Annotated in this window: 26 protein-coding genes, 1 tRNA gene and 1 pseudogene; 13 read left to right on the plus strand and 15 right to left on the minus strand. The window is 61.2% G+C overall.

What is annotated here, in order from left to right; genetic code table 11:
• Positions 1-37: 37 nt before the first annotated feature.
• The 4 genes from prfB (at position 38) to NKH60_RS27085 (ending at position 3,413) form a co-directional block, all read left to right on the plus strand.
• Positions 38-1,169 (plus strand): peptide chain release factor 2 gene (gene prfB, locus NKH60_RS27070; RefSeq protein WP_352451084.1). Its coding sequence is split into 2 segments (ribosomal slippage): positions 38-103 and positions 105-1,169, totalling 1,131 coding nucleotides; the frame shifts between segments, so codons are not numbered across the junction.
• A 474-nt stretch (positions 1,170-1,643) separates the two neighbouring features.
• The gene (locus tag NKH60_RS27075) at positions 1,644-2,030 is read left to right on the plus strand and encodes a hypothetical protein (RefSeq protein ID WP_031212810.1); all 387 of its coding nucleotides are present in this window, start codon (positions 1,644-1,646) and stop codon (positions 2,028-2,030) included.
• A gap of 192 nt (positions 2,031-2,222) precedes the next feature.
• A complete protein-coding gene (locus tag NKH60_RS27080; protein ID WP_352874039.1) occupies positions 2,223-2,591 on the plus strand; it encodes a GFA family protein in 369 nt (122 codons plus the stop codon).
• A gap of 174 nt (positions 2,592-2,765) precedes the next feature.
• Complete coding sequence (locus NKH60_RS27085) at positions 2,766-3,413, plus strand: YiaD family glycine zipper/OmpA-like lipoprotein (RefSeq protein WP_254817106.1); 648 nt, start codon at positions 2,766-2,768, stop codon at positions 3,411-3,413.
• A gap of 90 nt (positions 3,414-3,503) precedes the next feature.
• Here the strand turns inward: NKH60_RS27085 and NKH60_RS27090 are convergent, their stop codons facing one another.
• Positions 3,504-3,776, minus strand: coding sequence for a DUF2798 domain-containing protein (locus tag NKH60_RS27090; RefSeq protein WP_023679921.1), 273 nt, complete (start codon positions 3,774-3,776; stop codon positions 3,504-3,506).
• 50 nt (positions 3,777-3,826) lie between these two features.
• A complete protein-coding gene (locus NKH60_RS27095) occupies positions 3,827-4,711 on the minus strand; it encodes an NmrA/HSCARG family protein (protein WP_352835937.1) in 885 nt (294 codons plus the stop codon).
• A 127-nt stretch (positions 4,712-4,838) separates the two neighbouring features.
• On the opposite strand from NKH60_RS27095, the gene NKH60_RS27100 reads away from it, so the two are divergent.
• Positions 4,839-5,732, plus strand: coding sequence for a LysR family transcriptional regulator (locus NKH60_RS27100; protein WP_352472770.1), 894 nt, complete (start codon positions 4,839-4,841; stop codon positions 5,730-5,732).
• A gap of 140 nt (positions 5,733-5,872) precedes the next feature.
• Here NKH60_RS27100 and NKH60_RS27105 read toward each other — a convergent pair whose 3' ends face one another.
• Entirely contained in the window at positions 5,873-7,468 is a 1,596-nt protein-coding gene (locus tag NKH60_RS27105) for a DEAD/DEAH box helicase (protein ID WP_352874042.1), read from the minus strand.
• 348 nt (positions 7,469-7,816) lie between these two features.
• Between NKH60_RS27105 and NKH60_RS27110 the strand changes: the two genes are divergently transcribed.
• Complete coding sequence (locus NKH60_RS27110; RefSeq protein ID WP_352472772.1) at positions 7,817-8,470, plus strand: outer membrane protein; 654 nt, start codon at positions 7,817-7,819, stop codon at positions 8,468-8,470.
• A gap of 81 nt (positions 8,471-8,551) precedes the next feature.
• Here the strand turns inward: NKH60_RS27110 and NKH60_RS27115 are convergent, their stop codons facing one another.
• Complete coding sequence (locus NKH60_RS27115; protein ID WP_023679915.1) at positions 8,552-9,325, minus strand: NAD kinase; 774 nt, start codon at positions 9,323-9,325, stop codon at positions 8,552-8,554.
• Between the two features lie 279 nt (positions 9,326-9,604).
• On the opposite strand from NKH60_RS27115, the gene NKH60_RS27120 reads away from it, so the two are divergent.
• Positions 9,605-9,769, plus strand: a complete 165-nt coding sequence (locus tag NKH60_RS27120; protein WP_352835934.1) for a hypothetical protein — start codon at positions 9,605-9,607, stop codon at positions 9,767-9,769.
• 17 nt (positions 9,770-9,786) lie between these two features.
• Here NKH60_RS27120 and NKH60_RS27125 read toward each other — a convergent pair whose 3' ends face one another.
• From NKH60_RS27125 to NKH60_RS27145, 5 genes are read right to left on the minus strand one after another with little or no spacing between them, the layout of a single operon-like run.
• A complete protein-coding gene (locus tag NKH60_RS27125; protein WP_352702344.1) occupies positions 9,787-10,548 on the minus strand; it encodes an MBL fold metallo-hydrolase in 762 nt (253 codons plus the stop codon).
• On the minus strand, positions 10,545-11,615 hold the full coding sequence (locus NKH60_RS27130; protein WP_352874044.1) for an ABC transporter ATP-binding protein: 1,071 nt from the start codon (positions 11,613-11,615) through the stop codon (positions 10,545-10,547). The genes NKH60_RS27125 and NKH60_RS27130 overlap by 4 nt, the downstream gene beginning before the upstream one ends.
• The gene (locus NKH60_RS27135; RefSeq protein WP_352501653.1) at positions 11,612-12,394 is read right to left on the minus strand and encodes an ABC transporter permease; all 783 of its coding nucleotides are present in this window, start codon (positions 12,392-12,394) and stop codon (positions 11,612-11,614) included. The genes NKH60_RS27130 and NKH60_RS27135 overlap by 4 nt, the downstream gene beginning before the upstream one ends.
• Positions 12,395-12,396: 2 nt before the next feature.
• Positions 12,397-13,239, minus strand: coding sequence for an ABC transporter permease (locus NKH60_RS27140; RefSeq protein WP_352472776.1), 843 nt, complete (start codon positions 13,237-13,239; stop codon positions 12,397-12,399).
• Between the two features lie 13 nt (positions 13,240-13,252).
• Positions 13,253-14,359: a polyamine ABC transporter substrate-binding protein gene (locus tag NKH60_RS27145; RefSeq protein ID WP_352684817.1), complete on the minus strand. Its 1,107-nt coding sequence runs from the start codon at positions 14,357-14,359 to the stop codon at positions 13,253-13,255.
• A 90-nt stretch (positions 14,360-14,449) separates the two neighbouring features.
• Between NKH60_RS27145 and NKH60_RS27150 the strand changes: the two genes are divergently transcribed.
• Positions 14,450-15,064: a TetR/AcrR family transcriptional regulator gene (locus NKH60_RS27150; RefSeq protein ID WP_352819758.1), complete on the plus strand. Its 615-nt coding sequence runs from the start codon at positions 14,450-14,452 to the stop codon at positions 15,062-15,064.
• A gap of 55 nt (positions 15,065-15,119) precedes the next feature.
• Here NKH60_RS27150 and NKH60_RS27155 read toward each other — a convergent pair whose 3' ends face one another.
• A complete protein-coding gene (locus tag NKH60_RS27155; RefSeq protein WP_352874048.1) occupies positions 15,120-15,320 on the minus strand; it encodes a DUF2905 domain-containing protein in 201 nt (66 codons plus the stop codon).
• 366 nt (positions 15,321-15,686) lie between these two features.
• Between NKH60_RS27155 and NKH60_RS27160 the strand changes: the two genes are divergently transcribed.
• Complete coding sequence (locus NKH60_RS27160) at positions 15,687-16,028, plus strand: DUF2569 family protein (protein WP_352874050.1); 342 nt, start codon at positions 15,687-15,689, stop codon at positions 16,026-16,028.
• 64 nt (positions 16,029-16,092) lie between these two features.
• Here NKH60_RS27160 and NKH60_RS27165 read toward each other — a convergent pair whose 3' ends face one another.
• Positions 16,093-16,731 (minus strand): cupin domain-containing protein, encoded by a 639-nt coding sequence (locus tag NKH60_RS27165; protein WP_352874051.1) that lies wholly within the window; start codon positions 16,729-16,731, stop codon positions 16,093-16,095.
• On the opposite strand from NKH60_RS27165, the gene NKH60_RS27170 reads away from it, so the two are divergent.
• On the plus strand, positions 16,730-17,149 hold the full coding sequence (locus NKH60_RS27170; RefSeq protein WP_352874053.1) for a hypothetical protein: 420 nt from the start codon (positions 16,730-16,732) through the stop codon (positions 17,147-17,149). The genes NKH60_RS27165 and NKH60_RS27170 overlap by 2 nt on opposite strands.
• A gap of 178 nt (positions 17,150-17,327) precedes the next feature.
• On the opposite strand, the gene NKH60_RS27175 is transcribed toward NKH60_RS27170, so the two are convergent.
• Together NKH60_RS27175 and NKH60_RS27180 are read right to left on the minus strand one after the other, a co-directional pair.
• Positions 17,328-17,567 carry a hypothetical protein gene (locus tag NKH60_RS27175; protein WP_352541361.1) on the minus strand — a complete coding sequence of 80 codons (240 nt, stop codon included), beginning with the start codon at positions 17,565-17,567 and terminating at the stop codon, positions 17,328-17,330.
• 141 nt (positions 17,568-17,708) lie between these two features.
• Positions 17,709-17,784, minus strand: a tRNA-Thr gene (locus NKH60_RS27180).
• Positions 17,785-17,942: 158 nt separating this feature from the next.
• On the opposite strand from NKH60_RS27180, the gene NKH60_RS27185 reads away from it, so the two are divergent.
• Complete coding sequence (locus NKH60_RS27185; protein WP_352649049.1) at positions 17,943-18,110, plus strand: hypothetical protein; 168 nt, start codon at positions 17,943-17,945, stop codon at positions 18,108-18,110.
• A 906-nt stretch (positions 18,111-19,016) separates the two neighbouring features.
• Here NKH60_RS27185 and NKH60_RS27190 read toward each other — a convergent pair.
• Positions 19,017-19,355: pseudogene (locus tag NKH60_RS27190) on the minus strand (IS66 family transposase); the annotation flags it as partial.
• A gap of 311 nt (positions 19,356-19,666) precedes the next feature.
• Between NKH60_RS27190 and NKH60_RS27195 the strand changes: the two are divergent.
• Positions 19,667-19,963 (plus strand): BA14K family protein, encoded by a 297-nt coding sequence (locus NKH60_RS27195; RefSeq protein WP_352874055.1) that lies wholly within the window; start codon positions 19,667-19,669, stop codon positions 19,961-19,963.
• Positions 19,964-20,389: 426 nt separating this feature from the next.
• On the plus strand, positions 20,390-20,746 hold the full coding sequence (locus tag NKH60_RS27200) for a hypothetical protein (protein WP_352501665.1): 357 nt from the start codon (positions 20,390-20,392) through the stop codon (positions 20,744-20,746).
• Between the two features lie 40 nt (positions 20,747-20,786).
• On the opposite strand, the gene bhcR is transcribed toward NKH60_RS27200, so the two are convergent.
• Positions 20,787-21,644, minus strand: coding sequence for an HTH-type transcriptional regulator BhcR (gene bhcR, locus NKH60_RS27205; RefSeq protein ID WP_352874058.1), 858 nt, complete (start codon positions 21,642-21,644; stop codon positions 20,787-20,789).
• Between the last annotated feature and the right edge of the window lie 9 nt (positions 21,645-21,653).

Here is a 21,653-nt window from a genome sequence, read left to right on the forward strand (position 1 = left end):
CAAACCGCCATCCAGCAACAGGACAGAACAGCCAGCCATGCGCGCGGAAACGCAAAACATTGTCGACGAGATCAGGCAGGCAATCACCCTGCTGAGGAGGCATCTTTGACTGGGACCAAGCCATAAAGCGGCTTGAGTACCTGAACGTCCGTGCCGAGGATTCGAGCCTCTGGAACGAGCCGCTGGAAGCACAAAAGCTGATGCGCGAGCGTCAGGGCCTCGAGGAAGGCATTGCCGCCGTCAAAGGCCTCACCCAGGCCCTGGAAGACAATATCGGCCTGATCGAGCTTGGCGAGGAAGAGGGCGACGAGGGCGTCATCGCGGAGGCCGAAGCGGCGATCCGCTCGATGCGCGGCGAGGCCAAGGCGCGCCAGATCGAAACGCTGCTGTCGGGCGAGGCTGACGCCAACGATAGCTATCTGGAAGTCCATGCCGGCGCCGGCGGCACCGAAAGCCAGGACTGGGCCTCGATGCTTCTGCGCATGTATACGCGCTGGGCCGAGCGCCGGCGCTTCAAGGTCGAGGTGCTTGAAGTGCATGACGGCGAAGAAGCCGGCATCAAGTCCGCCACGCTGCTGATCAAGGGCCACAACGCCTACGGCTGGCTGAAGACGGAATCGGGCGTGCATCGTCTCGTGCGGATTTCACCCTATGACAGCAATGCGCGCCGCCACACCTCCTTCGCCAGCGTCTGGGTCTATCCCGTCATCGACGATACGATCGACATCGATGTTTCCGAATCCGACGTCCGTATCGACACGTATCGGTCGTCGGGATCGGGCGGCCAGCACGTCAACACCACCGATTCGGCGGTGCGCATAACCCATCTCGCCACCGGCATCGCGGTTGCCTGCCAGGCCGAGCGCTCCCAGCACAAGAACAAGGCCAAGGCCTGGGAAATGCTGCGCTCGCGGCTTTACGAGGAAGAGCTGAAGAAGCGCGAAGCGGTGGCGAACGCCACTGAAGCGTCGAAGAGCGATATTGGCTGGGGCCACCAGATACGGTCCTACGTGCTGCAGCCCTATCAGCTGGTGAAAGATCTGCGCACCGGTGTCGAGAGCACCAGCCCGTCGAGCGTGCTCGACGGCGACCTCGACGATTTCATGGAAGCCTCACTGTCGCAGCGGATCGAAGGTGGCGCCGGCGAAACGGTGGCCGATATCGACTGAGGCCGCCGGGCACCAATCCGGCAGGAATGTGGGTTCATCACGCGAGAGTTACGGCCATCGCGCGAGAGTGACGAGCTCTCAATTTGCACTTACCTGTCGTTCTACAACTTTGTTTTTCATCGGATTTTTCAAAATCGATTTCCGCTTTTTTGACGCGGATGCCGCGGGCCGCCGGTGCGAAGCCTGGAACCAGCGCGAGCCAAATCCCGTTATTGGCGATCCCGCTGCCGGGGTTGACCAGGTTTGGTCAATCAGGACGGCAGGTTGGTTCCGGCTGCAGAGGTCGGCGCTCAGTTGCGACAGCAATTGCTTGCGCCGACCAAGGAATCAGCCCAGCATTCATGCGCTGGGGAGGAAAAAAGCATTTATGGCCGGACGCGGCGTATCTGCGACCTGACGATCCGGCCACTGGGAAGACACGTTCCGGGAACGGGCAAGCGAAATGCTTGACAACCGTTGATAGGAACTGCGCTCATGCCTGCTCTCACAACCAGACCGGCCCCAGTCGCCCGCACGGCGCGCCGACTCCTGAATTCACTTGTCGCGGCAGTGGTTTTGATAGCTGCCGCCATTCCATTTGCGGCGCCTGCTCTGGCGCATGATGCCAAGCCGACCGCGGCCATGCCGCAAGGCTGGAGCTATCCCTTCTCCTGCTGCTCGGGCTATGATTGCCGCGAGGTCTCTCAGACATCGATCAGCGAACGTCCCGAGGGCTATGTCATCAAAGGAACCGGGGAAGTCGTGGCCTATAGCGACAAGCGGATCAAGAATTCGCCCGACGGCGAATATCATTGGTGCTCCGTTGCCGGTGCCAATGACGGAAAGACCATCTGCCTGTTCGTGCCGCCATCGTCCTATTAGCGCATGACGCCCGAAAGCTTGCCGACGGGCTGACCCGGGGGTGTGCGGCGGCTTTGGATCGATGAGCCTTCGGTCGGCACTCCAGCACTTTTAACCTGTGCATCGCAGGCTCACAGGTCGCTGACAGGCAGTTGTCAGGAGCGTTTCTTTATGCTGCCTTTGCTTACGGGCGGCATTGTGAGGGACCAATCCATGACGATCAAGGCAAGCTGCCACTGCAAGGCGACGACGTTCGAGGTCTCGCAAGCACCGCAGACAGTGACGCGATGCACCTGTTCCTTCTGTTCAAAACGCGGTTCGTTGTGGGCCTATTACACCCCATCCCAATTCAGGCTCACCAGCCCGCCGGAGAATGTTTCGTTCTACCAGTGGGGATCGAAAACCATAAAACACGGTTTTTGCGCCAGCTGCGGCTGTGGGACCTTCACCGAGACGCCGGACTGGTCGACAGGCGAGCCGAATTTCGACAATCCGAAGATCAGCGTGAACTCGCGGCTGTTCGACGATTTCGATCTCGACAAGGTCGAAGTGGTGGTCATCGACGGCAAGAATCTCTGGTAGCCGGTCGAATTGCGGTGGTCGCGCGAGCCGCTGCAGGCGTGTGGAATTGAGCCGGGGAAAGCCGCGGCAGCGGCTTTTGCTGGTCCGCTTTTCGCCGCATTTCATGTTACAAGTCGCTGGAAGGGCTGATGCGGTGCGCCGTTGCGCGGCCGTGGAATGGAGAGGGACCACCATATGAAAAAGATTGTGCTCGCCGTCGTGGCGACGGCTGTGCTCGTGAGCGCATGCACCACCGATCCCTACACCGGGGAACAGAAGGTTTCCAACACCGCTGCCGGCGCCGGTCTCGGTGCTTTGGCGGGTGCCGGGCTCGGCATGCTTGCCGGCGGTAACGACCGCCGCAACGCGCTGATCGGCGCGGGCATCGGCGCGCTTGCCGGCGGTGCCATCGGTGCCACCATGGACCAGAACGAGGCCGAACTGCGCCGACAGCTTCAGGGCACAGGCGTCAGCGTCACCCGCACCGGCGATCAGATCATCCTCAATATGCCGTCCGACATCACCTTCAACGTCGACCAGGACGCGGTGAAGGCCGGTTTCTATCCGGTGCTGAATTCGGTGGCCCTTGTGCTGAAAAAGTTCCGCCAGACCACCGTCGACGTGTTCGGCCACACCGACTCGACCGGCAGCGACGAGCACAATTTCGACCTGTCGCAGCGCCGTGCTTTGGCGGTCGCCAACTATCTGTCCGGACAGGGCGTCGATTCCCGCCGCTTCGCCGTCACCGGCTTCGGCAAGACACGTCCGATCGCCTCCAACGCGACCGCTGCCGGCCGGGCTCAGAACCGCCGCGTCGAGATCCAGCTGTCGCCGCTTACCTGAGGCAAGCGCACGAACCGGCCGCGGCCCCGCAAGGGGCCGCTCTAATGGCTATGTCGGCCCTCCGTCCGCCGGCATCCTTCGTTCGTGATGTCAGGACCGGGCCGGCTGATCGACAATCGCGGCAACGATCCGGCGCACGATCGGAAGCACAATCAGCAGACTGGGAAACGCGACAAGCCATGAAGCGCCCCATGCATAGCTCCAGGCCGCTATAAACCCGTTCGTCCAGCCTGCGCCGATTGCCGTCGAAACCGCCGAGACAATCGAGGACATCAGAATCGAAAGAACCAACGGCATCACCACCGCGCCGTAGGAGGGCGGCAGCTTTCTCAATTTGAAGGCTCGGTCCGGTGATGCTTGCATCGAAATCTTCCTAATCAAAAAAATTTGCGTAGGCGTTATTGTGAGGACGATCAGGCGGCATATGCCGTCTGCAGCGCCAATTCCTGAATGAAGCTTCGCAGCGAACGCGGCTCGCGGCCAAGCACGGCACGCAACGTCAGGCTGTTTCCGCCGAGGCCGTATTTGGCGTAGTGGCTGTGTACTTTGGCCAGCATCTGCAACTGCCGGTCGGTATAGGGAAGGCGGGCCTTCGCCGCCCAGTCCTGAAATGTCGGCTCGCCCGCTGAAACCGGCCGGCCAAGCGCTTCGCTCATCATGGCGACGACCTCTTCGCGGCTGTGCATACCGTCGGCGCACAGCTCGAGGGTCGCATAGGACAAACGCGCTTCGGTCAGTGCGATTGCCGCCACTTCAGCCACATCGCGATAGTCGACGCGGGCGAGCTTCGCCGTCCTTGGAAACGGCTCGGCGAAAACGCCGTGCTCGACGACGGACGGCCAGGCCGGCGCGATATTTTGCATGAAATTGGCCGGGTGCAGAATGGTGTACTCCATGTTCGTCGAATAGAGGGCAGCTTCAACGGGTACCTTGCTTGCATGGTTTTCCAGCCTCGTATTGGTCGGCTGGATCACCGACGAAAAGACGAACTTTCGAACGCCTGCTCGCGCCGCCGCCTCAACCATGGCAACCCCCATGGCGGCTTCGTCGGGAGCAAAGGCCGGTCCGATGTGAAAGACACCGTCGACACCTTTCACGGCCTGCTCAAGGCTCCGATGGTTGCGCAGATCTCCGATCGCGATCTCGGATGCGCCGCCTTTCCGGGCTTTTTCGGCACTCGCGGCGTCACGAACAAGCGCTCGAACCCTGGCATTGCGGCGGACGAGTTCAGGCACCACCAAACCGGCAACGCGGCCTGCGGCGCCTACGACCAGGACCGTTGGACTGGGTGTTCGCATGACGATCTCCTTCCTTCGAGTCTGCCTTTCGGCCTGTGCAGGGAAGATAAAATCTAGCGAACTTCGTTACAATTGATCGATTTTGCGATAGGTTCTCCCGATTTTCGGTAGAAAGGAGCGATGAGCGATGAGCCGGATAGATGATTTCGAAGCCTTCATTGCCATTGTCGAGCATGGCAGTCTGACGGCTGCCGCACGCCGGCTGAACCGCTCACTGCAGTCGGTCAGCCGGTCCCTGGCGACATTGGAGGAATCAATCGGGGTCGAGCTTCTGCACAGGACGACACGCCGCTCGACGCCGAGCGAAGCCGGAGCGGCCTTTTTCCAGCGCATCAAACCCGCCGTCGAGGAAATTAACGAAGCCAGGCTTCAGGCGGCCAATCGACGGTCGGAGCCATGGGGCATCCTGCGTGTCAGTGCCCCGGTTCTGTTCGGCCCGGACTTCCTCGTGCCGGTCATCGCCGATTATATGCGGACATATCCCCGGGTCGAGGTTGACCTCCAGCTTTCCGATGAATTTGTCGATCTCGATGCCGAGCGCCTCGATTTGGCTGTCCGAATCGGCAATTTGCCGGATTCCAATTTACGTGCGAAGCGCCTGGGCGCGCTGCGGCGGGTGGTGTTCGGCGCACCTGCCTACTTCCAGCAACACGGCCGACCGGCCCATCCGCTCGAATTGCGTGAGCATCAATGCATCGTACGAACCGTCGACGGCCGCCCAGGCGAATGGATGTTTCAGATTGAAGGCAAGCCCCGGCCGGTGAAGGTCGCGGGTACCTTCCGGTCGAATTTGATGATATCGATCTATGCGGCCGCGGTTCACGGATTGGGTCTGGGCTACTCGCCGCTTTGGCAGGTAAAGCACCTGGTGGACGATGGCCGCCTGGAACTGGTTCTAACCGAATTCGAGCCGGTGCCGGTGCCGATACACGCCGTGTGGCCGGAAGGCAGGTCGTCCTCAGCCAAAGTTCGCGCTTTTCTGGACCTGCTGGCATCCCGCCTGGAGCTCAGGGATCTTTAGCTACATAGCGAGCCTAGCGGCATACGGATCGCCGGCAGCACCAAAATCGACCGCCTCGCAGCAACGCCACAAGATTACCGAGAGCAGTACTTCTCAAAAGAGGGTGCTTCGCGCGTCGGCGGGGCCGCGCGCGAGCCGTGTCAGACCTTGGCGACGATCCGCATGAAGGCCGGCATGTCGTCGCCGAAGCCGACGGTCGCGTCATTGTCTTCCTGGCGCTGGCGGGCAGGGCGCTCGCGCTGCGGCCTGGTGTCGCCCCGTTCCGGCGCGCGCCGTTCGTTGCGATCGGGCGAAGCCTTGCGTTCAGGTGAAGCCTGGCGCTCGCTGTTTTCCGAGCGGATCGCCTCTTTGCGGGTACGCCGCTCGTCGATGTCGGCGACGGTGGCCTCGGCCGCGACCGGCTGTTCTTCGCTAACTGCTTCCGGCGCTGCTTCTTCGCTGCGCCTGGCGTGGCGTTCACGCGGTTTGCGCTCGCCCCTGTCCTTGGCGTCGTCCTTGCGGCCGGCACGGCGTGGCGCACCGCGGCCACGGCGCGGGGCCTCATCCTCGCCGCCTTCGCTGGCAACGACCGTCGACAAATCGCCGTCATGCCACTCGATCTTCGTGCCGATCAGCCGCTCGATGGCGTCGATGTATTTGGTGTCCGACTTGGTCGCGATGGTGAAGGATTTGCCCGAGCGCCCGGCGCGGCCGGTACGGCCGATGCGGTGGACGTAATCCTCCGCGTGGATCGGCACGTCGTAATTGAAGACATGGCTGACATCGGGAATGTCGAGGCCGCGCGCCGCGACATCCGAAGCAACGAGGTAGCGCAGCTTGCCGTCACGGAAATTGGCCAGCATCTGCATGCGCGCGCGCTGGTCCATGTCGCCGTGCAGGGCGCCGGCGTCGAAGTCATATTTCAGCAGCGAGCGGAACAGCTCCGATACCTCGATCTTGCGGTTGCAGAAGATGATGGCGTTCTTCAGCTCGGCATCCTCGGCTTTCATCAGATTGCGCAGCGTCTCGCGCTTGTCCCAGGGTTTCGGGCCGGATTTCACCAGCCGCTGGATGATGTTGGTGGCGGCCGATGCTGCCTTCGACACTTCGACGCGCACCGGTGCGTGCAGGAATTTCTCGGTGAGCTTGGTGATTTCCGGCGGCATCGTCGCCGAGAAGAACAGCGTCTGCCTCGTGAACGGAATCATCTCGCAGATACGCTCGATGTCGGGGATGAAGCCCATGTCGAGCATGCGGTCGGCCTCGTCGATGACGAGGATCTCGACGCCGTTGAGCAGGAGCTTGCCGCGCTCGCGATGGTCGAGCAGGCGGCCCGGCGTCGCGATCAGCACGTCGGCGCCGCGCTCGAGCTTCTTGTCCTGCTCGTCGAAGGACACGCCGCCGATCAGCAGTGCGATGTTGAGCTTGTGGTTCTTGCCGTATTTGACGAAGTTTTCCTCGACCTGCGCGGCGAGCTCGCGCGTCGGCTCGAGGATCAGCGTGCGCGGCATGCGCGCGCGGGCGCGGCCCTTTTCCAGCCGGGTGAGCATCGGCAGGACGAAGGACGCCGTCTTGCCGGTGCCGGTCTGGGCAATGCCCAGCACGTCCTTGCCGAGCAAGGCGTGCGGGATAGCACCAGCCTGGATCGGCGTCGGCTCGGTGTAGCCGGCATCGGTAACTGCGGAAAGGACCTTCGGCGACAGGCCGAGGTCTGCGAAGGTCAACGCTTCTTGAGCGATCTGGGTGTCTGAGGACAAGTTTGGCTGTCTTTGGCTGGTTCGGGGGCGCAACATATGCAGTCGCGGCAAGCGCCGCGCGCCTGCAAGATCGGTATTGCAGGTAGGCGCAAGCCCACGATTTGTCAACACAAACGGGCGGCATTGGCGCGATTGTGAAGCCGTAAGCTTAATCGCGATGGTTACCGCTCGTCGATGGCCCGCTCTTCAGCAAGGCGACATTCTCGCACCAGCGCAGGTGTTGCAGATCAGCAACGCCAGGGTGCATTCATTCTGACCACACGCCAAAGTGTCATTTGAGATTTGAAATAACTCAGAAAACTAGCCACAAATGATTCATCTATTTTTCTTGGCTAGGGGGGCCACATTATGAAGAAAGCTTTTCTCTCCGCAGCGTTTCTGGCAGCGGCCTTGACTCCGGCGATCGCGGCCGATGTCGTGGAATTGCCGGTCGCATCAACGTATAACTGGACGGGCCTCTATCTAGGCGCACATGTCGGCGGTGGCAGCAGCAAAGTAGACTGGGAATATACTGTTGGCGGGACGGCTGATCATGATGGCAGCGGCGCCCTGGGCGGCGTCCAGGCCGGTTACAATTTCCAGAGCGGAAATATAGTCTATGGCGTCGAGGCGGACATCTCGGCCGCCCATATCGATGGCGGCACGGATTGTCCGAACCCCACCTTCTCTTGCGACTCCGATGTAAAGATGCTCGGATCGCTGCGTGGCCGAATTGGCTATGCGATGGATAGGCTGCTGATCTACGGTACCGGCGGTCTCGGCTTCGGCAGGGTTGAGATTAGCACAAGCGGTCCGATCGGGACCAACGGCACCTCGAAAACCAGAGCAGGCTGGACCCTGGGCGCGGGCCTGGAATATGCCTTTACCGATCACTGGTCGCTCAAGGGCGAATACAAATATTTCGATCTGGGCAAGAGCGATTATGCAGTCGACACCGGCCTGAATGTCGAAGCAAAGGTCCGCATACACACCGGAGTCATCGGCTTGAATTACAAGTTCTGATCGCAACGATCGGCCGCCGCAACACTTGTGTTGTCAAATAGGAACCCGGCCTCGTGCCGGGTTTTTATTTGCACGGTCTGTTCAATACCTGAACTGTTCGGCGAGAATGCGCTCGTTCCACGAATGGTTGGGATCGAACAGCAGCGTCGCCGTTGCCGTCGGCGATTCCCTCACCGTGACCGTCGTCACCGCCTTGACCTCGGTGTGGTCGGCGGCGGCGTTCACCGGCCGCTTTTCCGGCTCCAGAATGTCGAAACGCACGATCGCCTTGTTGGAGAGCAGCGCGCCGCGCCAGCGGCGCGGACGAAACGGGCTGACCGGGGTCAGCGCCAGCAGCGGAGCGTCGAGCGGCAGGATCGGCCCGTGCGCCGACAGATTATATGCGGTCGAGCCGGCCGGCGTCGCAATCATCACGCCGTCGCAGTGCAATTCCTCCAGCCGCTCTTGCCCATCCACGGTGATGCGGATCTTGGCCGTCTGGTACGACTGGCGCCAAAGCGCGACCTCGTTGATCGCGAGCGCCGAAATCGTCTCGCCTTCGGCCGTCACCGCCTGCATCTCCAGCGGACGGATCGTTTCGGCAACGGCCGCCGCGATGCGCCCGGTCAAGCCGCTGGCGCGGTATTCGTTCATCAGAAAACCGATGGTGCCACGGTTCATGCCGTAGACCTTCTTTCCCGTGCTCATCGTCTCACGCAGGGTCTGCAGCAGAAAGCCGTCGCCGCCGAGCGCCACGACGATCCCGGCTTCTTCGACGGAGGCCTGGCCGTAACGCGCAGAGAGGCTTTCCAGCGCTGCATTGGCGTCGGCTGTACCGGATGAGACGAAGGCGAAACGGCTGGCGGTTTTGCTCATGGCTCTCAACGACAACCGATTGGCGACGACCGTCTGGCGACCGATTGGCGGCGACCGGTTGCTGGGCCGCGCCAGCGCCGGGTTAGCATGGGTGGGCATTTCTGCAAAGGGAGGGAGGTGCCTGGAGATGGCGACCAAACAAGCCGCACTCGCGCATCATGTCGGAGGACAAAATGATGTGATGGTTAAGACTCGCCTTAAACTCTCGTAAAGCCATATCGATCATGTTAGCCGGCAGCGGACGGGCGGCGTGGGGGCTAACCAGTCGAGGCCGATCTATTGCCGCTGGCACGCTTGATTATTGTCTTCCTGATGCTGGCAAGTTTTGCCCTGGCTTTCGCGGAACTGGTGCGCCAGGCGGAGGAAAAGAGCTTTAGACCCGAGCCCACGGCCTCGCGCTGCGGCGACGCGGCGGGGACACCCTGTCCGCAAAGGGCGCTTTGACGCCACAGCGCCAGTGCTTATCGGGCTTGCAACAGATGGCAGCCGGCCTGGCGCTTTTGCGCGAGATACTCGTCGACAAGCTGGCGATAGCGGACTTTGCCGAAGCTCGGGAAATGGCCGCCGTGCACGACCGAGACATCGAGATCGCGCATGCGCAGCAGCGTTTCGACATAATCGTCGATATCGGAGTGATAGACGTCGTCGATCAGCGGGCCGTCATAGATGATGTCGCCGGAAAACAGGATGCCCGTCCTGTTTTCGTAGAGCGCAATGCCGCCGGGTGAATGGCCGGGCGTGTGGATGACCTCGAAGGCACGGTCGCCGAGATCGACGATGTCGCCTTGCTCGAGCAACCGGCCGGCTGGTGCGGGCAGGATCCGGTAGCGCTTCGTGTCCCAGCCTTGCGGCATGCCGTCGAACATCTCGTCGGTGGCATAGCGGTCGGCAACCGTCCATTCGTTGCGTGGATCGGCGAGGATTTCGGCCTCGGCCGGGTGCACGCAGCGGTCGGGAAATTCGTGATGGCAGCCGATATGATCGAAATGCGTGTGGCTGGCCACGCAGGTGAGCTTGCGCTGCGTGACCAGCGGCACGTGGCGGCGCAGGCTGAAATGGCCGAGGCCGGTGTCGAACAGAAGATCGCGGTCGCGGCCGCGCACATGCCAGATGTTGCAGCGGAAGAACGGCTTGATCCACGGCTCGTGGATCAGCGTCACGCCATCGCCCATGCGGATAGTTTCGTACCAGTCAGGAGCGTCGATGATTGGAAGCGTGCTCATGTTTGGTCCGCAAGCAGGATGATGTCGCCAGCATCGCACGATACCGCGACAACGTCGCCCGGCTGGACGGCCGATGCGGCCGCGACCTTGGCGATGAAGTGCAGCGCCGGGTCGGTCGTGGAGGTCCCCAGCACACGCTTGAAGCTGCCCTGGAAGACGACGTCGCTGACCTTGGCCGTACCGAGCGCCACGGCATCGCCGGCAGCGCCGAAGACAAGATGCTCCGGGCGGATGGCCAGCGCAACGGTCGAGCCGGCCGGCAATGTGCCGGGCAGCGAGAGCGACCCAAGCTTCGTGGTGACGGCGATTTTGCCGCTCTTCGCCTCGGTCACCGTTCCCGATATCAGCGTGCTTTCGCCCATGAAAGTCGCGGAAAAGCGCGTCGCCGGCCGTGCATAGACGCGCTCGGGCGGTCCTTCGTCCTCGATGCGCCCATCATTCATCACCACGCAATGATCGGCCAGCGCCATCGCCTCTTCCTGATCGTGAGTGACGTGGATGAAGGCGGTGCCGACGCGTTTCTGGATCGCCTTCAACTCGTCCTGCATCTGCCGGCGCAATTTCAGGTCGAGCGCGCCGAGCGGCTCGTCGAGCAACAGCACCCCCGGCTCGACCACCAGGGCGCGGGCCAGTGCCACGCGCTGCCGCTGACCGCCGGAAAGCTGGTGCGGCTTCTTGTCGAAGGCAGTGGCCAGCCCAACCAGCGCCAGCGCCTCGCGCGCCCTTGCTGCCCGGGTTGCGGCATCGACACCCCGCATGCGCAGGCCGAAGCCGACATTGCTGCCGACGCTCATATGCGGAAACAGCGCGTAGTCCTGGAACACGGTCGTCGTCGGCCGCTTCGCCGGTGGCACGGCAGTGCAGTCCTCGCCGCGGATCAGCACCTTGCCTTCGCTCGGCGTGACGAAGCCGCCGAGGATGGACAGAAGCGTCGTCTTGCCGGACCCGGACGGCCCGAGCAGGATCGTGTAGCTGCCAGGCTCGATCGTCAGCGAGACGTTCTTCAGCACGGTATGCTGGCCGAAGCGATGCGAGACGGAGCTTATATCGACCAGTGGCGCACTCATGCCGGCTTCCTCCGCAACAGCATCAGCTCGAACAATACCACCAGCACGATGGAGACGGCGAAGACCAGCGAGCCGACGGCGTTGGTCTTGGGATTGAGGCCGGAGCGCAGCAGGTTCCAGATCTCGACCGGCAGCGTCGTATCGAAGCGCGTCAACAGGAACGAGATGACGAATTCGTCCCAGGAGAAGGTCATCGACAGAAAGAAACCGGCGAAGATCGCCGGTGCCATGACAGGCACGGTGATCAGCAGCAGCACCTTCCATTCGGGCGCGCCGAGGTCGCGCGCGGCGCGCTCGATGTTGATCTGGTGGTCGCCCATCTGGCTGTAGACGATGGCAAAGCAGAGCGGCAGGTTGATCACGACGTGGCCGATTCCGGCGGCAGTGAGCGACTTCGGCACGCCGGCCCAGTTGAACAGCACCAGCAGCCCCATGCCGATGATGAGATAGCTGACGGTCAAGGGCAAGGTGATCAGCCCGCGCATCAGCCCCGAGCCCGGCAAAGCGAAGCGCGCAAAACCCCAGGCCGAGAGAAAGCCCAACGTGACGGCGGCAGCCGAGGAGACGACCGCCACCAGCAGCGAATTGACCAGAGCCGAAGTCAGCCGCGTGTCGGCGAGCACTGCCTCGTACCAGCGCAGCGACGGTCCGGTGAAGGGCGGGATCGGAAACGACGTTGCCTGCAGCGAAAACAGCACCAGAACGATGACCGGTAGAAAGATGAAGCCGTAGATGGCGATGGCGTAAAGGCCGGAGACGAGGCGGATGAGCGCGCGCATGGTCAGGCCCGCTCGATCTTCAGCCAGCGGGAGCAGGCGAGATAGGCAATGGTGACCACCGCCATCAGGATGATCGACAACGCCGAAGCGAGCGGAAAGTCGCCGCGCCGGCCGATCTGCATCATGACGAGCTGCGGCATCAAAAGCTCGTTGTTGCCGCCGAGGATCTGCGGCGTGATGTAGTCGCCGATGCACAGCACGAAGGTGAGGAAGGCGCCGACCATGATACCGGGGAGCGTCAGCGGCAGAACGACATGCAGGAAAGTCCGAACCGGCCCGGCGCCGAGGTCGGCGGCGGCCTTGCGATAGCTGGGGCTGAGCTGCTTCAGATTGGCGAAGATCGTCAGCGTCAACAGCATGACGAAGAAATGCACGAAGCCGATGACGGTGGCCAGCCGCGTATTGGCGAGCTGCAGCGGTTCGCTGAACAGGCCGGAGCCGGTCAACGCATGGTTGACGACGCCGTTCTGCGCCAGCACCAGCAGCCACGAATAGGAGCGCACGACATAGGAGGTCCAGAACGGCAGCACTGCCAGCATCAGCGCCAGCCGCTGCCAGCGCTCCGGCACCTGCTCGGCCAGGATCCAGGCAAAAGGATAGGCGAGCAGCACGGAGATCACGGTGACGATCGCTGTGACCTGCAGCGAGTTCACCATCGCCTGCCAGTAGGACGGATTGGCAAAGAACTGGCTGTAGTTGGACAGCGTGAAGCCGCCGCCTTCATGTGCCGTCAGGCTGGATACCGCCATGGCGACGAAGGGCAGCACGAAGAACAGCAGCGTCCAGCCGAGCGCCGGCGTGACCAGCGCCCAGGGCAGGGCACGCCCACTGTTGACGGCGTTCACGACCGGCAGCCGGTCATTGCGCCTGCAGCATTTCGGTCCAGACGTCCTGCATCTTCTTGTCGAGATCGGCATTCGGCGCCGGATAGGACTGGGCGCGGGCGAGGAATTCCGGCTGCTCGTCAAAGCGCAGGATCTTCTTCTGCTCGTCGCTCAACGCCGCCTTGCTGTTGGCCGGCATGCCCCAATAGCAGGACGAGGTGGCGAGCCGCGCCTGGCCTTCGGGGCTCATAATGTACTGGATGAATTTAAGCGCCAGCTCCTTGTTCTTGGAATCCTTGAACATTGCCAGCGACTGCGACCACAGCACGGCGCCTTCTTTCGGAATAGAGAAGTCCAGCGCCGGGTTTTCCTTGGCCAGCCCCGCCGTCACCCATTCGCCGCCGCCGACCAGAATGTCGACCTCGCCGGTCGCCAGCGCCGTCTGGCTGGCGGTCACTTCGCCGACCAGCTTGGCGTTGGCCTTCATTTTGAGCAGCTCTTCCTTGATGGCGGGAAGGTCGGCTTCGGTCAGCTCGGCGGTCTTCTTGCCGATCGCCAGTGCGGCCATGCCGATGACCGGCAGGTAATAATCGTAGATGGCGATCTTGCCCTTGTATTTGTCGCCGGTCAGCGCGGCAAGCGACTGCATGTCGGCCGGGTCGACCTTGGTCTTGTTGTAGCCGATCGTGTTGTAGCCGAACTTTTCGGTGATGCCGTAACGCTTGCCGTCGACGACAGTGGAGCTATCCATCTTCACCTGCGGAAACAGGTCAGCCAGCGGCAGCTTGTCTTCCGGTAGCGGCTCGAACAGGCCTTTTTCGACGCCGCGCGGTACGTCGATGCTGTCGATCACCATCACGTCCCAATCGCCGGGCTGCGATTGTTCGACGATGGCCAGGCCGGCGCCCGTGCCTTCAAACTCCTTGACATTGACCTTGACGCCGTTCGCTTCCTCGAACGGCTGCAGCAGCGCCGGATCGGCGTGATCGCACCAGATCAGCGCGTTGAGATCCTGCGCCTGAGCGAGGCTGCCCGCCGCCAGCAGCAGTGCTGCCGCGGCACACGCGCCTTGGAGATGGCTCTTCAGAACGGAAAGCGGATTCCTGACGGTTGGATTGGGGGTCTTTGGATTGACGGACATCGAGTGTTCTCCCTTGCCTTTTTGGCTTGTAGGAAAAATTGAACCAATTCTAAAATTGAGTCAATTCTGTTTTTGTGGCAAACAGCCGTTATGAGCGGATTGCGGGCAAGGCAGAAGGCGGATCGGCACCGCCGCATCATCGAGGCGGCGGCGGCGCTTTTCCGCGATGCCGGTTATGAAGGCGCCAAGATCGAGACCATCGCCGCGCAGGCCGAAGTCTCGGTCGGTACCATCTACAATTACTACCAGAACAAGGGCGACATCCTCGGCGCCATCGTCTCGATGGAGGTCAACGAGGTGCTGAATGCCGGGCGCGGCGTCGTCGCCAACCCGCCGGCCAATGTCGGCGACGCTCTCGATACGCTGCTCGGCATCTATATCGAGCATTCGCTGCATTATCTCAGCAAGGAGATGTGGCGGCAGGCGATGGCGATCTCGACGCGACTGCCCGACAGCCCGTTCGGCCAGGCCTATACCGGGCTGGACCGCGCCCTGACCGAGCAGATCCGCGCGCTGATCGTCCGCCTGCAGGCGCTCGGCCTGGTACGTCGCGACATCGACGGGCCGGCACTCGGCGAACTCATCTTCAACAACATGAACATGATGTTCATCGAATTCGTGAAGCGCGAGGAGGCGAGGATTGCCGAACTGCGCACGGCGATACGCAGGCAGAACAGGATATTGGTGGCGGCGATCGGAGTGTAAGAAGATCAAGGGCGAGTAGGGCCTGCAACACAAATAGCCGCAGCCGGAGCATCGCCTAACGGTTGATCAGCCATAGAATCGCCGAGAGCACGATGCTGACCAGTATCCCCGTGGTGATAGGGACATAAAGCCTGAAGTTGTCACGATCGATCACGATATCGCCGGGCAGCCTGCCAAGGCCGGTCCGGGCCAACCAAGGCCACAGCAGGCCTAAGGCAACTATGCTGAGACCAACGATGATCAGAGTTCGCGACATGGCAGCATCCTGCCGGAAATAGCATCGTGCCAGAAATATAGTGTTGACGGGTCTTGCAAGCAGCGCTTCCTTTCGATGTTGCCTCTTGAGTTGAGGTTGAAATCTGATACAACCTAAAAGGGTATCAGGGGAGGGATTGGATGCAGATTTCCATCTGGCATTGGGCTATAGTGCTGCTGCTGATCGGCGTGCCTGTTTTCTTTGCCATTCGGTCAGCCGCAAAGCCATTACAGGATACTTCGGCTCTCGTAGGTTTCGGAGGCTGGCTTATGCTGCTGGCGATCCTTCAGGCTTTCTCCCCGCTACGCACGCTCGTCTCATTAGGCTCATCGAGTGAAGGCTACCGACAGCTCATGACGCTCCCGAATGGTCACTTTGGCGGTCTACGGAGAGATTGCCCTCTTGCTGGCGTTTGTGGTGTTCCAGGTGGTTGTGCTCTTTGCGATGCTGCTGCGGAGTTACCGCTTCAAGCAGCTATTCCTGTATCAGTGGTTTGCAATACCAACCGTATTTATTCTGGACACGGTGTGGATCTCAGCGGTTATGAGCGCTCCTGTGAGCTTCGTGCTTACAGCGGATGGGCTGGTAATGCCCGCAGTTTCTTTTGTACTGACCGGGATCTGGGTCGCCTACGTCTACAAGTCGGTCAGGGTGAGAAACACGTTCGACAGGGCCGCCATATCCGGTCAGGTCGCGAGTGCTTCATAGAGCTTGCCGCGAGTCCTGCGTATGGCTGCCGACAAAAATGCCGGGCGCCCAATATGGACCCGGATCATCCGGCTACTAGGCCTGCTCGAGCAAGGATTTCAGGAGCCGGCGTGACATGCCCGTGCGGCTTGCAGTAGTCCGGGTCGATCGCGCGATAGCCGAGCAGATGGCCGAGTGGCGCCAGGATCGCCAGCGCCACTCGCTGAATCGCAGGTGGCGGGTGCGTGAAGACGATCACGTCGGCAAATTCCTTGGCGATGACTGCTGCCTGAAGCGGCGAAGGTCTACCTTTTCTGTCTACCTTGCCGGCATTGGCCAGGCCGAAGAGCATGCCGATCAGCAGCTCGAAACGGTTCGGGTCGACATTGTCCGCACCTGGCGCCCGGTCGACTTCGACCAGGACATGCGCTTCTTCGGTTTTGCTGCTGTTCCACCAATCATGTGCGACGCCTGCTTCGACCGTGGCGGATTGGCCAGGCTCCAGGGACAAAGTCTTCCCGGCGATGCAAGCGTCGAGACGGCCACGGAGGACGGTAAACCGTTCCGTCAGGTTCGGGTGGAAGTGCTCGCCCACCACTGCGGCTCCCGGCCGGGCGGTCAGATGAGCGATGCCAGGTCCCTGGCCGCGGTCTTCTGTGCCACGCAGGATGACGGCATATTCGCCGGTCACCTTGTTCTCGTAGACATCTCCACAGTGTGACATGGATCAGCTCCGGGTTCAGAGCACCGGTGTCCAGCAACTTTATCGTCAACCGATTGATCGTTCAACGACGCTCGAACAGGCGATTGCGGAAACACCAGCTGCCGGCTCTTCGGCGACGCGGGCGATCAGCGCTCTACCGGACATGCTTGGGAGGCCGCGCACGCGGAAACGGCACGACCGTCAGTGGCGCCTTGCGGAATTCCGCGATGGCTATTTCTTCAATCAGCGCGTCGAGGACCTCGTTGACGCGTCGGCTCGTTTCATCTGCGCCGCAGAGGCGGTTTTGTGCGCACTCCAAAAGCTCGCGCGCCGCGGCGAAATCACTTCGCATGACAACACCCGTTGGTTTGGCCCGCCACACGGGGCATTGTCGGCGCGCTTAATTGAGCGAGTGCTAATATACACAGGGGCAATTTAATCGAATGCTGTTAAATGGCCCGGAGCCGGAGAGGGGCCGAAATGATGGCTGTAAGGGCTAGGCACTAATGGGCTCGGCGTCTCTTGGTATGAGATGCCAAAGTGCAATCTGGCGTCAGATTAAGCCGGCAATTTCACGCGACGTTTGTGGTTCCCCGACGGGGACGGAACGCGTGGCCCTAAAACGTTCTTGGGCGGCTAAGATATTCTCTGGCGGCGGCAATCTGGCGTCGGTGCTCGCGCAGGAAGGCTGCGCCGAAACAAATGGCGAAGGCCAGTACAGAAAGGCTTGTCGTTGCTCTTGATGTTGGATCGGGGTCGGGACTTGTCAGCAAACGAAAACCGAACGCGAAGGCGAAGACGATAAGGCCGCCAAACATCCCGTTGATGAAGGGGGCGGTCGTGCGTTTCTGCTCCAACGGAAACTCCCATGGTTTCCGATGCAGTTATATGCGTTTGAATTGATGTGCCACCGCTCTTGACGGCCCGACCCTGTGGAAATCGGGGATGACCAGATATCGATGCGCGTTGGGAAGTCCTCGCAAGCAATCCTTGCTTGCTGGTGCCCCCGGACGGGATCGAACCGCCGACCTTCGGTTTACAAAACCGCTGCTCTACCAGCTGAGCTACAAGGGCACGGCGCTTCGGTTACCATATTTGATGCGCCAGTAAAGACAAAACTCCGTTTTTCGGTTCCCGGCGAACGCGCCGGTTCTGCCGCCGGGGCGTCCTGAAAACGGCCAATTCGCTTCCTATATTGATGGAAGGTGCAATCGCATCAGCGAGGCAGTCGCATGATCAGGTTTGTCATCATTCTCCCGCTCGTCGTCGTGGCCTGGGTTCTCCTGGTGAAGCTCATCAAGGACCTGAAGCACGCCAATATCGACTGGACCGGCGTCACCACCATCGTCGGCTTCATCGCGCTCGCCTTCTGGCTTCGCCACATCACCGGGATGGGGTGAGCGCGAGAGTGAGTAGTGAAACCGCGAATTCTCACTACTTACCAATCAAAACGAAAATCACTAAGAACCGCTCACTAAGAATTCTCAGAACCTCCGAACCTTTCGCTGCCGCGCCGCGACCGATCTCCAGAGGCGAATGATCGCCTCATTCAAAGATCGAGGAGATCATCATGTCCAAGCGCAGTCTTACTGTAAGCGATGTGCTCCTCACACATTGCTCGGATAATTCGGCCGCTCGGTGTCAGATGCCATTGGCCGCTGAACCTTATGGCAACGTGCGTCACTACCAGTCAGTGGCGACGATTTGAGGCCGTTGATACTGCGAAACATTTCGATATGCTTCCTTTCAAGCCATAAGATTGTCGCGCAGCGCCTGTGTTGGATTTTCAATGCCGAGAAGAAAGCAATTTAAGGGAATTTGTCACGATATTCTTGAAAGCTTTGTCAGTAGATACAACGACCTGGATGGCTACTGGGCCTTGGGGCAATACGCAACCTTTCTGACGGAATCCGGTCAACGGGAGTTGCGGCTACAGCTGCAGAGGGGATCAACGTTGTCTGAGTGCTCCAAATTCAGCGCCTCGGCTACCTACTATCAAGGAGCGGTGTTGCGGCTTATGGATGCGAATGAGATGCCGCATAGCTGGTTTGCGGATGCCTACATCAGATTTTCCATGGTGGGTCCGACGAATGCTCTTTGCGAGGTTGAAATCGTGTCTGATCTCGGCAAGGCTTACCACTGTGATCGCAGGATCGACATCCGACCTCATAACCCGCTTCGCGAGCACCGGAGAGGAGGCAACTTTGGGCCGTCAAATCAAATGGGCCAGTAAACCCGATCCGAGGCAAGGCATTTGTGCAATGACTGGTTCGGGCCGACTGCCATGGGTAGGAATTCCTTTGTAAGGCGGGATATTTCCAAGGAAGCAGCTCATCGATCCGGCATTGTTTATGGCCGCTGACGATGGCGGTGAGTGTGCTCGTCAGATAGGACAGCGGATCAAAAGTATTGAGTTTGCAAGTTTCAATGAGCGAGGCGATGGTCGCCCAGTTCTCGGCCCCAGCGTCGTGCCCTGCGAAGAGTGCGTTCTTGCGATTGAGGGCTATCGGTCCGATGGTTCGCTCGACGCTGTTATTATCGATTTCGACGCGGCCGGCGATCAGGAAGAGCTTCAGGCCATCCCGGTATTTGGCGATGTAGGCCAAAGCCTCGCCGAGTGGGGACTTGGCCGCGACGCGCGACCGTCTTCATCGCCACCGGCGCCCTAGCCGGCACCGCCTGTCGTCGTCGGCCCACGGCACGCATCATCATCATCACCATTGGCATCACTGGTGGTGGTGGCACCACCATCATCATCACCATGGAAGGTGATCATCTTCCTTTGATTAGATGATCCACTTGGCGAAAGGGTGGCTTCGGCCGCCCTTTTTGCGTCATGAGCCAGGATCGTTGCCGTCGGCCGAAGAGACCCGGAAAATGTTTGAACCTTTTTCTCCGCCGCAACGACTTATGATCAAGAGGCGGATGGATCGCCTCTCACAACAAGGAGATCATCATGTTCAAGCGCACCGTCGTTTCCGGTCTCGTCGCCACCACTGTCGCCGCCATGCTGGTCGGCACCGTTCAGCCGTCGGCCGCCCATCACAAGCACAAGCACCTCGGCATCGGCATTGCCGCAGGTGTCGGCGGCTTCCTGCTCGGCAGCGCGCTGGCCCAGCCGCGCACCGTCTATATCGAGGAAGACGGCGGCTCGTGGCACGTCCGGCGCTGCCTCAATCGCTACCAGAGCTACGACCCGCACTCGGACACCTATGTCGGCTACGACGGCTGTCGCCATCGCTGCTGGCTTTGAGGGCCACGATGCCAGCTTGGGAGGACGTGACCGTTTCATGCAACCGGAAGAAGGGCGCCCCACTGGCCCTTTTTCTGTTGTTCGGCGATAGGCTTCCTGTCGAAATCGACTGACTATCAGTGTCGGCGCTGCCCCTCATCTGCCTGCCGGCATCTTCTCCACGTATAGTGACGGGGAGAAGGGACGCTCTCGGCGATGATTTCGCCAGTCTCCAGCGCTGCAAGAGGGCGCCAAGGTCGCGGTCAGCTTCTTTCTCCCCGTCACTATACGGGGAGAAATGCCCGGCAGGGCAATGAGGGGCAGCGCCAGCTTCAGTCTCCAAGCAATTTAGCTATCATTTGTCTCTGATTTCACCAGGAACCCGGCAGTATACAGCGATTTCCCAACAGCCTAGTCTGCACCGATAGCGAAACAGGGAGAGGGCGCTTGGGCGAGCACGATCCGAACGAAGAGCCGATCGAGACGGTTTTCCGCAACGGCACGATCACCACCGTCGGGATCCTGCTGGCGTTCTCGCTGGGCTTCATCACGCATTGGGCCGCCAACCCGATACCTTGGGAAATCTATCACCTGGCCGCCGTCGTGCCGATTTTGATCGGCATTGCCCTGCAGATACGAGCGCTGCGGTTGCTGCTCGACTTAACGTCTCTACAACGGCGCGTTTATGAACGCGCCAATCGTATCTTCATTGCCGGCCTCATCTTCACCGCCTGCGGAGTTGGGCTGGCGATGCTGCTTGATTTCTACGACCTATCGACCAAGAGCGCGGTGCCCGGGGCCTAGCTTTGGCCATCCTGGCAGATGTCGCACCATTCGACGCTGGTCAGCGCTGCCATGCGCTCGGTTCGCTGCGAAGGCCGGGAGGGGTCGGCAGCCCGCCGATCATCCTTGTCACCTCCGCCGCCGCATCGTGCACAAGCGGGCCGATCTCGGCCAGCCGTTCCGGCGTTACCCGCACCGTCGGCCCGGAGACCGAAACGCCGCCGATCGGCTCGCCGAATTCATTGAAGATGGCGGCGGCGACGCAGCGCATGCCCGGATGCCGCTCCTCGTCGTCTACCGACCAGCCGCGCAGCTTGATCGTCACCAGGTCGCGGGCGAGCGCCGAGATGTCGGACAGCGTGTTTTCGGTGAAGCGCTCCAGCCCGGCCCGGCGCAGGATGGTGGCGACGCGTTCCGGCTCGAGATGCGCCAGCACCGCCTTGCCGATGCCCGAGGCATGGAAGGAGCTGCGCGTCCCCGGCCGGAAGAAGGCGCGGATCGCCTGATGCGTCTCGACCTGGCTGACGAAGACGACGCAATCGTCCTCGGCGACGCCGAGATTGGCGGTCTCGCCGGTCTTCTCCATCAATTCCTGCATGACCATACGGGCGCGATCGACCAGCTTGCGGCGGCGCAGGAACGCCGCGCCCATGCGATAGGTCTCGACGCCGATCGACCACAGCTGGTCGGTGGCGTCGAACTCGACCATGCCGTGGTTCTCCAGCGTCGTCAGCATGCGGTAGGCGGTGGGTGCCGGCAGGCCGGAACTGGCGGCGATCTCGCTCAGCGACAGGCCGCTGCCATCGGCGACGATTGCCAGGATGCGCAGCGCCCGGTCCAGCGACTGCACCGATGCGGCCTCGGCCCGCCCGTTGAAGGCGCGCGGCCGGCCGCGCTGGCGTTTTTCGGTGGTTTCCATCGGGCCATT

Source organism: Mesorhizobium sp. M1006, from assembly GCF_040318825.1.
In the GTDB taxonomy this organism is placed as follows: Bacteria; Pseudomonadota; Alphaproteobacteria; order Rhizobiales; family Rhizobiaceae; genus Mesorhizobium.

Bases quoted from the DNA above. Each gene is read 5' to 3' on its own strand.
- NKH60_RS27160 (WP_352874050.1), top strand. From the start codon at position 15,687: ATGGTCACTTTGGCGGTCTACGGAGAGATTGCCCTCTTGCTGGCGTTT.
- NKH60_RS27075 (WP_031212810.1), top strand. From the start codon at position 1,644: ATGCCTGCTCTCACAACCAGACCGGCCCCAGTCGCCCGCACGGCGCGC.
- NKH60_RS27145 (WP_352684817.1), bottom strand. From the start codon at position 14,359: ATGTCCGTCAATCCAAAGACCCCCAATCCAACCGTCAGGAATCCGCTT.
- NKH60_RS27080 (WP_352874039.1), top strand. From the start codon at position 2,223: ATGACGATCAAGGCAAGCTGCCACTGCAAGGCGACGACGTTCGAGGTC.
- NKH60_RS27085 (WP_254817106.1), top strand. From the start codon at position 2,766: ATGAAAAAGATTGTGCTCGCCGTCGTGGCGACGGCTGTGCTCGTGAGC.
- NKH60_RS27165 (WP_352874051.1), bottom strand. From the start codon at position 16,731: ATGTCACACTGTGGAGATGTCTACGAGAACAAGGTGACCGGCGAATAT.
- NKH60_RS27150 (WP_352819758.1), top strand. From the start codon at position 14,450: ATGAGCGGATTGCGGGCAAGGCAGAAGGCGGATCGGCACCGCCGCATC.
- bhcR (WP_352874058.1), bottom strand. From the start codon at position 21,644: ATGGAAACCACCGAAAAACGCCAGCGCGGCCGGCCGCGCGCCTTCAAC.
- NKH60_RS27125 (WP_352702344.1), bottom strand. From the start codon at position 10,548: ATGAGCACGCTTCCAATCATCGACGCTCCTGACTGGTACGAAACTATC.
- NKH60_RS27135 (WP_352501653.1), bottom strand. From the start codon at position 12,394: ATGCGCGCGCTCATCCGCCTCGTCTCCGGCCTTTACGCCATCGCCATC.
- NKH60_RS27090 (WP_023679921.1), bottom strand. From the start codon at position 3,776: ATGCAAGCATCACCGGACCGAGCCTTCAAATTGAGAAAGCTGCCGCCC.
- NKH60_RS27185 (WP_352649049.1), top strand. From the start codon at position 17,943: ATGATCAGGTTTGTCATCATTCTCCCGCTCGTCGTCGTGGCCTGGGTT.
- NKH60_RS27170 (WP_352874053.1), top strand. From the start codon at position 16,730: ATGGATCAGCTCCGGGTTCAGAGCACCGGTGTCCAGCAACTTTATCGT.
- NKH60_RS27110 (WP_352472772.1), top strand. From the start codon at position 7,817: ATGAAGAAAGCTTTTCTCTCCGCAGCGTTTCTGGCAGCGGCCTTGACT.
- NKH60_RS27115 (WP_023679915.1), bottom strand. From the start codon at position 9,325: ATGAGCAAAACCGCCAGCCGTTTCGCCTTCGTCTCATCCGGTACAGCC.
- NKH60_RS27195 (WP_352874055.1), top strand. From the start codon at position 19,667: ATGTTCAAGCGCACCGTCGTTTCCGGTCTCGTCGCCACCACTGTCGCC.
- NKH60_RS27100 (WP_352472770.1), top strand. From the start codon at position 4,839: ATGAGCCGGATAGATGATTTCGAAGCCTTCATTGCCATTGTCGAGCAT.
- NKH60_RS27130 (WP_352874044.1), bottom strand. From the start codon at position 11,615: ATGAGTGCGCCACTGGTCGATATAAGCTCCGTCTCGCATCGCTTCGGC.
- NKH60_RS27155 (WP_352874048.1), bottom strand. From the start codon at position 15,320: ATGTCGCGAACTCTGATCATCGTTGGTCTCAGCATAGTTGCCTTAGGC.
- NKH60_RS27095 (WP_352835937.1), bottom strand. From the start codon at position 4,711: ATGCGAACACCCAGTCCAACGGTCCTGGTCGTAGGCGCCGCAGGCCGC.